Raw genomic sequence first — 13,524 nt, forward strand, 5'->3', positions numbered from 1 at the left:
AAAACCCGCCTTTCTTTTTGCTGCCAAGCATTTGGTTTGGTTGAAGCATATGATCATGCAATGGAGGCCGTCATGGCCAAGACTGATATTGCGCGCCGCGTCTACAATCACGCATGGAAGCTCGATCCCATCGTCCGCAGCCTTCTGGATACGGACTTCTACAAGCTTCTGATGCTGCAGATGATCTGGGGCCTTTACCCCAAGGTGGACGCAACCTTCTCTCTCATCAACCGCACGACCTCCGTGCGCCTTGCCGATGAAATCGATGAGGGCGAATTGCGCGCGCAGCTCGACCATGCCCGCACGTTGCGCTTCTCCAAGAAGGAAATGATCTGGCTGGCAGGTAACAGTTTTTATGGCCGCAAGCAGATTTTCCAGCCCGAGTTCCTGAACTGGCTGCATGATTTCCAGTTGCCGGAGTATGAATTGCGCCGCAAGGATGGTCAGTACGAGCTGCATTTCCACGGAGCCTGGTCTCACACGACCATGTGGGAAATTCCAGCACTTGCCATCATCAACGAGCTGCGCTCGCGCGCGGCGATGAAAAACCTCGGCCCGTTTTCGCTCGATGTGCTTTATGCGCGCGCCAAGGCGAAGATGTGGAGCAAGGTCGAACGCCTGCGCCAGCTTCCGGACCTTAAGATTTCCGACTTCGGCACACGGCGCCGCCATTCCTTCCTCTGGCAGCGCTGGTGTGTCGAGGCGCTGAAGGAAGGCATCGGCGATGCTTTCACCGGCACCAGCAATGTGCTTCTGGCCATGGATACGGACCTCGAAGCGCTTGGCACCAATGCGCATGAACTGCCGATGGTGCTGGCGGCACTTGCAAAGAACGATGACGAACTGCGTTCGGCACCCTATCGCGTGCTGCAGGACTGGAACCGCTATTATGGCGGCAATCTTCTGATTGTCCTGCCGGATGCTTTCGGCACGGCTGCTTTCCTGCGCAATGCGCCGGACTGGGTTGCCGATTGGACCGGCTTCCGCCCCGACAGCGCCCCGCCCATCGAAGGCGGCGAGCGCATCATCGAATGGTGGAAGTCACGCGGCAAGGATCCGCGCGAAAAATTGCTGATCTTTTCCGACGCGCTCGATGTGGATACGATTGAGGAAACCTATCGTCACTTCGAGGGGCGCGTGCGCATGAGCTTCGGCTGGGGCACCAATCTCACCAATGATTTTGCGGGCTGCGCCCCGAAGGAAATCGAGGGGCTGAATGCGATTTCGCTGGTCTGCAAGGTGACGGATGCCAACGGCCATCCGGCGGTCAAGCTTTCCGACAATCCGCAGAAGGCGACCGGCGATCCGAAGGAAGTGGCGCGTTATCTCAAGTTCTTCGGAAATGAGGAACGGGTGGAGCAGCTCGTCCGCGTGTGACGGGCTGCAGCTTGGAGCATTTCCAGCAAAAGTGTGAAACGGTTTTGCGTTCGGAAATGCGGAAAATCAAATAGATAGAGCGGTTCCAACGATTCAGTTAAACCAGGAAGCGTTCTAGCTTATTCCATCAGCCGTGCGGTGCCGGAAACGCGGATGGAACCGCCGCGTTCATTGCCGATCTGGGCGCGCAGGTGCGACGGGCTACCCATATCCTCGCCCTGAAAGACCTCGATCTCGCCGCCATGCGGCCAGCCGCTGTCACGCAGATAAGCGGCAAAGGCCGCAGTCGCTGCACCAGTCGCCGGGTCCTCATAAACCCCGCCCGATGCAAACGGGTTGCGGCTGTGGAAGCGCCTCGGCGTCTCGGAATAGACGAGCAGGATCGTGGTCCAGCCCTGGCGGTTCATCAGGGTGCGTCCGCGCGCCATGTCGTAATGCATCGAGGCGAGCTTCTCGCGGGAGCGAAGCGGCAGCACGATATGGTCCGCTCCGGCGTGGATCAGCGCGGGAGCAAGACCGGGCGCCAGATCGTCCTTCTCAAAGCTGAACAGCGCCAGCGCCTGTTCCACTTCCGCATCGTTGGCGGCGCGCTGGCGGGTTGGCGGCGATTGCAGGCTCGCCGCAAACAGCTCGCCTTCCTTGCGGCCTTCGACGCTGATATCGCCATTGTTGAGCTTGAGCGCGAAACGCCCATCGCCTTCACGCATGGCCAGCGCAGCGCCAAGCGCAATCGTGGCATGGCCGCAGAACGGAACTTCCATTTCCGGCGCAAAATAACGAACCCGCCAGCTATCGCCTTCCGGCGCGGCAAAGGCGGTTTCGGAAAAGCCGACATCCTTGGCGATCTTCTGCATGTCTTGCGGGGAGGGCAGGTGATCGGCAATCAGCACTCCAGCGGGGTTGCCGCCCTGATTGCCCTGCGAAAAGGCTGCAATGCGCAACACGTCCATGGTTTCTCCTCGCCAGTCTGATTCGTGTCCCGCCCCTCCCTATAAAGAGCGTGAAATGTGGCGGGTCAAGCTGTCTGTCGGCTATTGAAGTTCCTCGACGCGGATGCTTCAGAAACTTCAAACCACACTGGCGGAAACTATCAACAGCATCGGTCGCTCCATTTCCTCCGACAGAGCTGGCCATGCCTCGACCTGCTCCGTTGACGGGCGCCATTCCTCCAGCCGATTGATGGCAAATCCGGCTTCGATCAGTGCGTTGACCGTGGTGCTGAGACGACGGTGATACTTGATGACGCCTTCTGCCAGCCAGTCGGTTCGCCGCTCGCCCTCCACGGCATAATGATCGACCGGCCAGTGCTTTCCGCCATTTTGGTCCTCGATCCAGCCCGGCGCCAGCGGAGCCATGAAGATCGGATGCTCGATTGTGAAAACAAACCGGCCTTCCGGCCGCAAGGCCGCATGGATCGTTTTCAAAAGACGGGGGAAATCGCGGATATAGTGAAAGGCGAGCGAACTGTAGACCAGATCGAAGCTCGCTTCGGGAAGCTCCAGCTCCTCCATGTCTGCCTGAACATAGCGGACAGCGTCGTCCTGCGTGTCGCGGCGGGCGCGTTCGAGCATGTTTTCCGAAAGATCGTAGCCGATGACGGAGGCAGCGCCCTGTTCACGGGCAAAGCGGGCAAACCAACCGAAGCCGCAGCCCAGATCGGCAACCTCACGGCCGGTCAGATCTGGCAGGAGCGAGCGGACAAAAGGCCATTCCGGTGCGCCGTCCAGCCCGTGTACCGAGCGTGGCAACTGGCTGTAGGCGGTGAAGAAATCGTCGCGGTCATAAATATTTTGGGCCATGGTCTATCGTTGGTTCCGTGCGTCAATCCTTCATCTCATGCGCCCATGGCGGGTTTGCGCCAGCGCGCGAGACGGTCACCGCAGCAGCCCGCACCCCGAGCGCAACAGCGGAATGAATCTGGTCTTCGGTGAGGTCCGCAAGCGCGTCCTTGTCGAGAAGGCCCTGATTGTGAAGGCTGGCAAGAATGCCGGCATTGACCGTGTCGCCCGCGCCAACCGTATCGACCACATCCACTTTCACGCCCGGCACGCGCACGGTTGCCCCGGCCGTATAGGCATCGGCCCCATGCGCCCCTTTAGTGATGACCACCAGTTTGGGCCCAAGCTTCAGCCACTCGGCGGCGATTTCATCGTGGCTGCCCTTTTCGCCGAACCACGCAAGGTCTTCGTCGGAAAGTTTCACGATATCGGCAAGCGCGATCATGCGCTTCATGCGCTTGAGATGCTTTTCGCGGTCGGTGATGAAGCTGGCACGGATATTCGGGTCGAGGAACATGACGCGCCTCGATGCCTCCCGCGTCATCAGCGCTTCATAGACACCCCCGCATGGCTCGGAAATCAGGCTGATGCAGCCGAACAGCATGGCATCGACGGCATCGTCGACATAGGGCATGTCGCTTTCGGCCAACATGCGGCCTGCGGTGTTCTCATCGTAGAAGGCATAACGGGCTTGTCCGTCAACCAGACGCACGAAGGCCAGTGTCGTTGGCCGGTCCGAAATGGCGGCGAAGGAATAATCGACATTGGATCGCGCCAGATTATCGCGCAGAACTTCACCGAAAAAATCCGACGAAATGCCGGAAAAGAAACCGGTAGGCACGTCGAGACGACCAAGCGCAATGGCTGTATTGAAAACCGAGCCGCCTGCAAAGGGCTGGAAGGCGGTTTCGCCCGCTGCGGTTTCGCGTGGCAGCATGTCGATCAGGGATTCACCGCAGCACAGGATCATGAAGACACAACTCAGTTGTTAAATCGATTGAAACAGACATAAGCACAAAAGCGCGGAGAATTTCAATCTCCGCGCTTCGTTTGAGGATCAGACGTGCTGGCCGCCATTGATATGAATTTCCGAGCCGGTCACATAGGACGAAGCTTCGGAGCAAAGGAAGTAGATGGTTTCCGCCACTTCCGATGTTTTGCCGAGGCGGCGCATCGGAAGCTGCTCCACCAGCTTGTCGGTGCCCGGTGAAAGGATCGCCGTATCGATTTCTCCGGGTGCGATGGCGTTGACGCGAATGCCATAGGGACCGAAGTCGGATGCCATCTCACGGGTCAGCGCCGCAAGTGCGGCCTTCGACGTCGCATAGGCGGTTCCGGCGAAGGGATGCACGCGGCTGCCCGCTATCGAGGTCACATTGACCACCGAGCCCTGCGCCGCTTCCAGTTCCTTGAAGAGACCACGCGCCAGCATGATCGGCGCCATGAAGTTCACCTGAAACACGTCACGCCAGACCGCCATCGGCGTTTCGATGGAATTCATGCGGCGACCGCCTTCGGCCTTTGGCGAAATGCCCGCATTGTTGACCAGTGCATGCAGCTTGCTGCCATTGGCTTCGAGACGGCGGCGGATTTCGGCGATTGCCTTGCCCACATCTTCCTGATCGGCAAGGTCCACCTTGATGTGGTCTTCGGGGCCGGCCGGCCACGGGCAATTGTCGGAAAAATCCTGTCGCGAGCAGGTGATGACACGCCATCCAGCACGCGAAAAGCGCTTCACTGTCGCGTGACCGATACCGCGACTGGCGCCGGTCAGGACCAGTGTCTTGCGTTCGGTATCTGCTGTGGGAGTATCGGAACCGGCAACGTCTGCTTTGGTGACTTGGGACATGGAAACCTCGCTCTCCGATCTTGAATAGACCAAGCCGCTCAAGATTTCGAGGGGAATTAGAGCGCATTCTAAAAAGTGAGAGACGCCCAACGGTTTTAACCAATTCCCGATGGGGGCACTTCACCGGGAATTGGCCTAAGGGCAGTTTCCGTGAGGTTTGCCCGGATCGGCTTCAACCTTGCCGTTTCCCGCTCAAAGCGGCACGTACTGCTCCAGCTCCGGCAACAGGACGACGCTTTCCTGCTCGTTTGGATCGGTTCGCGCTATTATGGCTGTCGCGGGCTTGTCGCCGAGATTGGCGGGGAGATGCGGGACGCCTGCCGGAATGTAGAACATCTCCCCTTCGCGAACGATGACATGCTCCCCAAGCTTGTCGCCGAACCAGCAATGCGTTTCGCCGGAAAGCGCATAAATCGCTGTTTCGTGTGAAGCATGAAGATGGGCCTTGGCGCGGGCACCCGGCGGGATGGTCAGAAGATGCATGCAAATGCCTTCCGACCCGACAGTTTCAGCTGCAATGCCTTCAAAATAATCAAGGCCCTGTTTCCCGGAATAAGTGTTTCCGGGACGGACGATCCGGCAGACCGGTTTTGATGAACTATTCATTCTCTGCCTTCCTTTTAAAATGACTTTTGTTGCTAAGGTTTATTGCGAGTTCCCCATTATGATATCGAGCAATGTCGTGGATTTTCCAGATTGTTGCGGTTGTCCGCCGCCCACATCGCCGGGGGGCAACGGACGGTAATCATCATTGGCATTGGCAGGATATGCTGAAACGCCGGGTTGTTCTGCAAGCGGGCGTCCCGTCTGGCCCGGCTGCTGGATAGTGCTGCGGACTGGCGAATCCGGTGCCGGCGGCCAGTATCCGTCGTCACCATTGGCAGCCATCGGCTGATTGCCATAGGAATCCTGCGGCATCATGTTTGGATCGTAAGGCGCATTCGGGTCGATGCCGTCGCTGCCGCCGGGAACGATGTTCTGAATGTCGTAATGGCCGGGAAGCTCGGCGATCGGCACGCCCTTATGCGCTTCCTTCATGAAGCTTTTCCAGGCCGCGACCGGCAAGGTCGCGCCGAACACGCGCTTCATGCCCTTGCCATCGTCATTGCCGAACCACACGCCGGTCGTGAGGTTGGCAGTATAGCCGACAAACCATGCATCGCGGAAATTCTGGCTGGTGCCGGTCTTGCCCGCGGCTGGCCAGCCAAAGGCCGCGCGCTTTGCCGTCCCATCCTCCACCGTGCGCCGCAGCATCGCATTCATCATGCCGACATTGCGCTCGTCAATAACGCGCGGTCCGACGCCGTCTTCCTTCTGGTAAAGAACCTTGTCGTTCGAATCCGTTACCCTGGTTATGAAATAGACCGGCGCGCGATAGCCGCCATTGGCAAATGGCACATAGGCATCGGTCAGTTCCAGCAATGTCACTTCCGATGTGCCGAGCGCCAGCGAGGCATTGGCTTCGAGTTTGGACTGCACGCCGAGCCGGTGCGCCGTGTCGATCACGGTCTGCGGGCCGACTTCCATGACGAGCTGTGCGGCGACGGAGTTCAATGAGTGAGAAAGTGCGGTCGCCAGCGTCACCTGTCCCATATATTTGCCGTTATCGTTGCTCGGCGTCCATTTGCCGATGCGGACCGGCGCATCGTTGCGCACAGAGTCCGGCGTGCGGCCCTGTTCAAGCGCCGTCAGATAGACGAAGGGCTTGAAAGAGGAGGCGGGCTGACGGCGGGCGTCCGTTACACGGTCGAACTGGCTCGTGGCATAATCGACGCCACCGACCATGGCGCGGACCGCGCCGGTGCTGTCGATGGATACAAGCGCGCCCTGGCTCGCGTTCATCTTTTTGCCGTTCTGGGAAATCTGATCCTTGATCGCTTCTTCGCCTGCGCGTTGCAGGTTGAGGTCGATGGTGGTCTGAACGGTGATGTCGTCCTTGGCCTCGCCAATCAGTTCGGGGAGCGCGGCCACGACCTTGTCAGCGACATAGTTTTCCGAACCCTGCCAGTAGGATGGCGCCCGCGTCGGCGGTTCGCTTTCGGCGATAGCCATCTGGCTGTCGTCGATCATGCCTTCCTCACGCATCGCGCCCAGCACCAGCTTGGCGCGCGCGGCGGCGGCTTCTGGATCGCGGGCAGGCGACAGGCGCGACGGAGCCTTCAAAAGACCGGCGAGCGTCGCCGCTTCCATCAGGTTCACGTCCTTGGCGGACTTGTTGAAATAACGCCGCGAGGCTGCATCGACGCCGAAAGCGCCGGAACCGAGATAAACCCGGTTTAGATACATCTCCAGAATCTGGTCCTTGGTGTATTTGTGCTCCAGCCACAATGCGAGCATGACTTCCTGCACCTTGCGCTCAAGCGTGCGGTCGGGCGAGAGAAACAGGTTCTTGGCAAGCTGCTGGGTAAGGGTCGATCCGCCCTGAACGGCGCGGCCGGAAACGACATTGGTGACCACCGCACGGGCAAGGCCGATTGGGTCGATGCCGAAATGCGAATAGAAGCGGCGGTCTTCGATGGCTATGACGGCCTTCGGGATAAAAGGCGACATTTCGTGCAAGCCCACGGCCTCGCCGCCGGTCGTACCCCGATTAGCGATCAGGTTGCCGTTGACATCGACGATGCGCACATTCGGCGGTCGATCCGGGATGGCCCAGTCGGTCGTCGGCGGCATCTTGGCGGCAAAATAGACGAGCAATCCTGCAAAGGCGATGCCGCCCCAAAGGCCCAGCACCAGGCACCAGTAGATCGAGCGGCGCAAAAAACCGAAGAAGCCGCGCGGCTTTTTCTTGGACCGGCGCGAAGGGCGCGGTGCCTGGTCATTCGATTGCCTGCGTCGGCGCTGCTGCGAGCGAGCCATGCGGTCCTCCTCGTCGACGCGAAAAACCTCATCGTCTTGTTTCTCTTCGCCACCGAAGGAAGGTTCGATGCGCCGGTTTTTATCGTCACGCGATGCCATGTCAGTCTGGAGCCGCCCGCCCGTTTGCCGGTCCCAATTGTGATGCGGACCGGTCGCTTTGAACAATGTTTGCGTGCTTTACGGGATTTTGTGCCGCAAAAGCAAATAAGGGCCTAATGCGGTGCAGGGTAAATGCGGCAGTTTAAAGGGACGTAAATCGTCCATGCACAAAAAAGGCTCCGCCGGGGCGGAGCCTTTCTCGATCATAGGCGCTTGAAAGGCCTAGAACTTGTAGGCGATGCCGAGGCGGATATCGTTGGTTTTGAACGAGCCGCGGGTGCTGAAGTCGTCCACCCCGAAATCCTTGTTGCCGAAATCGGTATAACGATATTCCAGGCGCAGAGTGATATTGTCGGTCGCTGCATAGTCGATACCGGCGCCTGCGGTCCAGCCGGTCAGCGTCTGGCTGTCGCTGTAGCTGGTGCTGCCGCCGATGATGACCGAATTCTTGACATGGCCGAAAGCTACACCGCCGGCGATGTAAGGCATGAAGCGGTCAATTGCATAACCGGCGCGTGCGCGCACCGCACCCGACCATTCCAGTTTCGATTCAAGCGAGGTCTGAACCGGGCGAACACCGCCACTGAGGTAGTCCTGCGATTCCTTCAGGTCATTATAGTCGAAGTTGCCGTCGACACCGAGAATGACATTATTGCCCAGATCGAAGTTGTAGCCGGCATAGACACCGCCGAGAAAGCCGTTCGGCTTGAACTCAGCATAGTTATCCGCGTCGCCGTCCAGCTTGCCGCGACCCCAGCCCCAGCCGATTTCACCGCCGATATAGGCGCCGCCCCACGAGAAGACCGGCGCTACGAACGGAACAGGTTCCTCCGAAACAATCGCATCTGCTGCGAAGGCACTGCTGCTGGCGGCGATTGCGATAAGGGATGCGCTAAGAATCACTTTAAGATTCATGGAAAGATCCTTTTAAATATATGTCAGTGAATATCTTCCGGATATATAGGTCCTTTTGCTGTAGATGTATGTAGCAAAAGGGCAACATGAAAAGGTTTGCTGTTGATATGCCTGTAATTAGTTGTTATCTATTTATTAGATTCTAATATTATTGCGTTAGAAAAAGCATTTATACATCGGTCATTTGTCCGGCGTTATTCAACTTTTCGTAATAGCCCGAAAATAAAAAGGCCCCGCATTGCGGGGCCTTGGTCTGTATCGTTCAGCAGAAATCAGAACTTGTATGCGACGCCGAGGCGGACTTCGTTGGTCTTGAAATCCTGATTGATGTTCAGGCCGCCGAAATCGATGTCCTTGTCGCCGTAGTCGGTGTAGCGATATTCAAGGCGAACGATCAGGTTATCGGTCGCGGCGTAATCCACGCCCGCACCTGCGGTCCAGCCGGTAAGCGTCTTGCTTTCGGAGAAGCTGCCAACACCGTCGATGCTGCCGCTGTTCTTGATGTTGCCGAAGGCCACACCACCGGCGATGTACGGCATGAAGCGGTCAACCGCATAGCCGACGCGGGCGCGAACGGCGCCGGACCAGCGAAGCTTGGTTTCGAAATCGCCGACTGCGAGGTCGCCGTCAAATACATCAATACCCTTGGAAACGTCGTTATAGGTCACGTCGCCGTCGATACCGAGAACGACATTGTTGCCGAGATCGAAGTTATAACCGGCATAGACGCCACCGAGGAAACCATCCGGCTTGACATTGCCATAGCTGAATACATCGCCATCGAAATTCGACTTGCCCCAGCCGTAGCCGATCTGGCCACCGATATAGGCGCCGGTCCAGGTGAAGGACGGAGCGACCACGACAGGAGCTGGTTCCTGTTCGATGACGGCGTCAGCAGCCTTTGCGCCAGTAGCTGCCACGAGGGCGACAGTCGATGCAAGAAGAAGGGCCTTGAGCTTCATGATAAACCTCCTGAAGGAAAGTCTCAGAACCAATACTTGGAGTTAATATAAGCGATTGCTGTCAAAAGTCTGTAGCAAACGGGACACAGCAAGAGGAATGTCGTCCGGGCAGTACACGATCCTGTGATCGCTTCATGAAGAGTCTTGATGACAGGCGGGCGCAATAGGGCAAAGGCGGGCGGAAGTTCTTCGGGATGTAATTCTCCCGCCGTTCGCGTTATAGAATGCAGCCGAACTTGCGGGGGAACCGGAAATGCAGGACACAAAGGGCATGAATGCGCGGGTCGACTGGGTCGATATTGCCAAGGGCATCTGCATTATCTTCGTGGTTATGATGCACTCCACGCTCGGCGTTGAGAAGGCTGCCGGTGCGCATGGCTGGATGCATTATGTCGTGGCCTTCGCCAAGCCCTTCCGCATGCCGGATTTCTTCATGATTTCAGGCCTGTTCCTCGGTCTCGTCATCGACAGGCCGTGGCGACGCTATCTCGACCGCAAGGTGGTGCACTTTCTCTATTTCTATATCCTCTGGCTGACGATCCAGTTTGCATTCAAGGCGCCGGGCATCGCCAGCGAAGCCGGAATTTCAGGCGTGGTGCAGGCCTATCTGATGGCTTTCATAGAGCCGTTCGGCACGCTCTGGTTTATCTATATCCTGCCCGTTTTCTTCATCGCTACGCGACTGTTGAAGCGTGTGCCGGTTGGCGTGACCTTTACGGTGCTGGCCTTACTGGAAATCCTGCCGATCCACACGGGCTGGGTCATGGTGGACGAATTCTGCTCGCGGTTCGTCTATTTCTATGCGGGCTATGCCTTTGCTCCCGCCATTTTCCGGGTCGCAGACTGGCTGCGCCAGCGTTCGCTCATCGGCATTGCCGGATTGCTGGTATGGGGATTTGTCGAATACAAGCTGGTTTTCATGCCGGTGCCCGAAAGCCTCGCCGCGCTGATATCGCCCGCAAGCGACCTTCTGGACGGGCGCGGCGCAGTCAGCGATCTGCCCGTTATTTCGCTTCTGCTGGGGCTGGTCGGCGCGTTGGCGATCATTTCCATTTCGTCGCTTCTAAGTCTCCTGCCAGCCGGAAACTGGCTGCATAGAGGTTTGAGCTGGCTCGGTGCGCACTCGATCGTCGTCTACCTGGCTTTCTTCCTGCCGATGGCTGTCGCCCGCACTTTGCTGCTGAAGTTCGGCGTGGGCGACATCGGCACCGTCTCCCTTCTGACGACGGCAAGCGGCGTCATTGGCCCCGTCATTCTTTACAGTCTCATCCAGTGGAGCGGTTACGGACAGTTTCTGTTCCGCCGCCCGGCCTGGGCCTATATCGACAGCGAACCGCAAAAGAAAACGGCGGCTGTCGCCGCCGTTTGATCTTCCTCAGGAATGCGCGAAAATATCGTCTTCCGGCCAGCCCATAAGATCGAGTTCCGAGCGCGTCGGCAGGAACTTGAAGCAGGCTTCGGCCTGCTTGGTACGGCCATCGCGCTCAAGCCGCTGCTCAAGCACGGCTTTCAGGCGATGCAGGTAAAGCACGTCGGAAGCTGCATATTCGAGCTGCGCGGCTGACAGCGTTTCCGCGGCCCAGTCCGACGATTGCTGCTGCTTGGAAATCGAAACGTCGAGAAGCTCGTTGCAAAGCTCCTTCAGGCCGTGACGGTCCGTATAGGTGCGGGTGAGCTTCGATGCGATCTTGGTGCAGAACACGGGCTGCGGCATGGTCCCGAAAGCATGCGCGAGCACGGCGAGGTCGAAGCGGCCGAAATGAAAGATCTTGGTGATGGACCGGTCTTTCAGAAGCTTGACCAGATTGGGGGCCTTCTTCTGGCCCGCCTCGATCTGGATCACGTCCGCCGTGCCGTCGCCGGGCGAAATCTGCACCACGCAAAGCCGGTCGCGATGCGGGTTCAGACCCAGCGTTTCGGTATCGATTGCCACCGCATCGACCTGATAATTGTCGAGATTCGGCAGATCGTTTTTATGAAAACGAATTGTCATTCAGTTGTCCTTACTTCGCGGCGATAGCCGCCATAATGCGGGCCCAAGAGCGCTGGCCTTTGTGGAAGGAGTTCAGCTCGTATTTTTCGTTGGGCGAATGGATGCGGTCATCTTCGAGACCAAAGCCCACCAGCAGCGACTCCATGCCGAGGAACTTGTCGAAATCGCCGACAATCGGGATCGAGCCGCCCATGGCGATCAGCACGGCTGGCTTCGGCCATTCGTCGGAAAGCGCATCCTTGGCCTTGGAAACAAGCGGGGAGTCATAGGGCAACTGGATGGCCGGGGAGCCGCCATGCGGATGGAACTCGACCGAGCAGTCGGCAGGAACGCGTTCCTCGACGAAAGCGCGGAAGGCTTCGCGGATTTTGACCGGGTCCTGTTTGTGGACGAGGCGGAACGAAACCTTGGCGGAAGCTTCTGCTGCGATGACGGTCTTGAAGCCTTCGCCGGTATAGCCGCCGGTGATGCCGTTGACTTCCGCCGTCGGGCGCGCCCATGTCAGTTCCAGCACGCTGCGGCCTTTTTCGCCGGAGGGGATGGAAAGGCCAATCGGGCCGAGAAAATTTTCCGCCGTGCGGCCAAGGCTTTCCCAGGACTTCAGGATCTGCGTCGGGGTTTCTTCCACGCCGTCGTAGAAGTCAGGCACCGTCACGCGCCCGGTTTCGTCGTGCAGGTCGGCCAGAATCTTGGTCAGGATATGGATCGGGTTCGCCGCGGCACCGCCGAAGAAACCGGAATGCAGGTCGCGATCGGCCGCCTTGATGACGATTTCTTCGCCGACGAGGCCGCGCAGGCCGACGCTGATGGCGGGCGTTTCCGCATCCCACATGGCCGTATCGCAGACAAGCGCCACATCGGCCTTCAATTCTTCTTTGTTGGCATCGAGGAAAGGCTTCAGCGATGGCGAACCGGATTCTTCCTCGCCTTCAAACAGAAGCGTAACCTTGACCGGCAGATTGCCATTCACTGCCTTATAAGCCCGGCAGGCTTCCACAAAGGTCATGAGCTGGCCCTTGTCGTCGGATGTGCCGCGTCCGGTCAGAATCTTGCGGCCATTGCCAAGGTCCTTGATGGCCGGATCGAAGGGATCGTTTTCCCACAGATTGAGCGGGTCGACCGGCTGCACGTCATAATGCCCGTAGAACAGAACATGCTGCGCATCGGGTGTGGCGCCTTCGTGATGGGCGACCACCATCGGGTGGCCGGGCGTGTCGCGCACGCTTGCATCGAAGCCGATCGTCTTCAAATCCTCGACCAGCCACTCCGCAGCCTTGCGGCAGTCGGCCTTGAAAGCCGGATCGGTTGAAATCGACTTGATCCGCAGGAGATCGAACAGGCGATCGAGGCTCTTGTCGAGATTGTTGTCGAGATGGGCGAGGACTTTGTCGAGCGATGGCGTGGACGATTGCTGGGACATGAAAATTTCCTGACGAGTCGTAACGTAAACTGGCGGCACACTACAACCAGCGTCGTCAAGAAGAAACCCAATTTGAAGGAAAGCCGTTCTCCGAAAAATGAATTGGCCGTTACGGTGAGGGGGTTACCGTAACGGCCATATCACTACACTCAAAGCGGCAGCCCGGAGAGGGGAATGAGGCTGCCGCTAACATCCGGCATCCAACGGGGGACGGGTCAGAAAACCGGCGACCGACGAACTGTCGATGACCTGGATTTGGCCTTTCAACTGTG

The 13,524-nt window shown here is 58.3% G+C and carries 12 protein-coding genes; 2 read left to right on the forward strand and 10 right to left on the reverse strand.

The window, feature by feature from the left end; translation table 11 throughout:
* Positions 1-72: 72 nt before the first annotated feature.
* On the forward strand, positions 73-1,377 hold the full coding sequence (gene pncB, locus J9800_RS10970) for a nicotinate phosphoribosyltransferase (RefSeq protein WP_112592300.1): 1,305 nt from the start codon (positions 73-75) through the stop codon (positions 1,375-1,377).
* A gap of 119 nt (positions 1,378-1,496) precedes the next feature.
* Here the strand turns inward: pncB and J9800_RS10975 are convergent, their stop codons facing one another.
* From J9800_RS10975 to J9800_RS11010, 8 genes are all read right to left on the reverse strand, one after another.
* Complete coding sequence (locus tag J9800_RS10975; RefSeq protein ID WP_114214319.1) at positions 1,497-2,327, reverse strand: PhzF family phenazine biosynthesis protein; 831 nt, start codon at positions 2,325-2,327, stop codon at positions 1,497-1,499.
* A 117-nt stretch (positions 2,328-2,444) separates the two neighbouring features.
* Positions 2,445-3,176, reverse strand: a complete 732-nt coding sequence (locus J9800_RS10980; RefSeq protein ID WP_114214318.1) for a class I SAM-dependent methyltransferase — start codon at positions 3,174-3,176, stop codon at positions 2,445-2,447.
* A gap of 22 nt (positions 3,177-3,198) precedes the next feature.
* A complete protein-coding gene (locus tag J9800_RS10985; protein WP_114214317.1) occupies positions 3,199-4,125 on the reverse strand; it encodes a carbohydrate kinase family protein in 927 nt (308 codons plus the stop codon).
* 87 nt (positions 4,126-4,212) lie between these two features.
* On the reverse strand, positions 4,213-5,004 hold the full coding sequence (locus tag J9800_RS10990) for an SDR family NAD(P)-dependent oxidoreductase (RefSeq protein WP_112592254.1): 792 nt from the start codon (positions 5,002-5,004) through the stop codon (positions 4,213-4,215).
* Positions 5,005-5,196: 192 nt separating this feature from the next.
* Positions 5,197-5,610 (reverse strand): cupin domain-containing protein, encoded by a 414-nt coding sequence (locus tag J9800_RS10995; protein ID WP_114214316.1) that lies wholly within the window; start codon positions 5,608-5,610, stop codon positions 5,197-5,199.
* Between the two features lie 39 nt (positions 5,611-5,649).
* Entirely contained in the window at positions 5,650-7,962 is a 2,313-nt protein-coding gene (locus J9800_RS11000) for a transglycosylase domain-containing protein (protein ID WP_114214315.1), read from the reverse strand.
* 222 nt (positions 7,963-8,184) lie between these two features.
* Positions 8,185-8,877, reverse strand: coding sequence for an outer membrane protein (locus J9800_RS11005; protein ID WP_114214314.1), 693 nt, complete (start codon positions 8,875-8,877; stop codon positions 8,185-8,187).
* 272 nt (positions 8,878-9,149) lie between these two features.
* Positions 9,150-9,839: an outer membrane protein gene (locus J9800_RS11010; RefSeq protein WP_114214313.1), complete on the reverse strand. Its 690-nt coding sequence runs from the start codon at positions 9,837-9,839 to the stop codon at positions 9,150-9,152.
* Positions 9,840-10,092: 253 nt separating this feature from the next.
* On the opposite strand from J9800_RS11010, the gene J9800_RS11015 reads away from it, so the two are divergent.
* Positions 10,093-11,208 carry an acyltransferase family protein gene (locus J9800_RS11015; protein ID WP_210845710.1) on the forward strand — a complete coding sequence of 372 codons (1,116 nt, stop codon included), beginning with the start codon at positions 10,093-10,095 and terminating at the stop codon, positions 11,206-11,208.
* Positions 11,209-11,214: 6 nt separating this feature from the next.
* Here the strand turns inward: J9800_RS11015 and J9800_RS11020 are convergent, their stop codons facing one another.
* Both J9800_RS11020 and J9800_RS11025 read right to left on the reverse strand, forming a co-directional pair.
* A complete protein-coding gene (locus tag J9800_RS11020; protein WP_112592263.1) occupies positions 11,215-11,832 on the reverse strand; it encodes a ribonuclease D in 618 nt (205 codons plus the stop codon).
* Positions 11,833-11,842: 10 nt separating this feature from the next.
* Positions 11,843-13,252 carry a dipeptidase gene (locus tag J9800_RS11025; protein WP_210845712.1) on the reverse strand — a complete coding sequence of 470 codons (1,410 nt, stop codon included), beginning with the start codon at positions 13,250-13,252 and terminating at the stop codon, positions 11,843-11,845.
* Positions 13,253-13,524 lie beyond the last annotated feature (272 nt).

The sequence above is a fragment of the Ochrobactrum sp. AP1BH01-1 genome, from assembly GCF_018066705.1.
GTDB lineage: Bacteria > Pseudomonadota > Alphaproteobacteria > Rhizobiales > Rhizobiaceae > Brucella.

Coding starts and splice junctions, on each gene's coding strand:
- J9800_RS11020 (WP_112592263.1), bottom strand. CDS start 11,832: ATGACAATTCGTTTTCATAAAAACGATCTGCCGAATCTCGACAATTAT.
- J9800_RS10975 (WP_114214319.1), bottom strand. CDS start 2,327: ATGGACGTGTTGCGCATTGCAGCCTTTTCGCAGGGCAATCAGGGCGGC.
- pncB (WP_112592300.1), top strand. CDS start 73: ATGGCCAAGACTGATATTGCGCGCCGCGTCTACAATCACGCATGGAAG.
- J9800_RS11005 (WP_114214314.1), bottom strand. CDS start 8,877: ATGAATCTTAAAGTGATTCTTAGCGCATCCCTTATCGCAATCGCCGCC.
- J9800_RS11015 (WP_210845710.1), top strand. CDS start 10,093: ATGCAGGACACAAAGGGCATGAATGCGCGGGTCGACTGGGTCGATATT.
- J9800_RS10995 (WP_114214316.1), bottom strand. CDS start 5,610: ATGAATAGTTCATCAAAACCGGTCTGCCGGATCGTCCGTCCCGGAAAC.
- J9800_RS10980 (WP_114214318.1), bottom strand. CDS start 3,176: ATGGCCCAAAATATTTATGACCGCGACGATTTCTTCACCGCCTACAGC.
- J9800_RS11000 (WP_114214315.1), bottom strand. CDS start 7,962: ATGGCATCGCGTGACGATAAAAACCGGCGCATCGAACCTTCCTTCGGT.
- J9800_RS10990 (WP_112592254.1), bottom strand. CDS start 5,004: ATGTCCCAAGTCACCAAAGCAGACGTTGCCGGTTCCGATACTCCCACA.
- J9800_RS11010 (WP_114214313.1), bottom strand. CDS start 9,839: ATGAAGCTCAAGGCCCTTCTTCTTGCATCGACTGTCGCCCTCGTGGCA.
- J9800_RS10985 (WP_114214317.1), bottom strand. CDS start 4,125: ATGATCCTGTGCTGCGGTGAATCCCTGATCGACATGCTGCCACGCGAA.
- J9800_RS11025 (WP_210845712.1), bottom strand. CDS start 13,252: ATGTCCCAGCAATCGTCCACGCCATCGCTCGACAAAGTCCTCGCCCAT.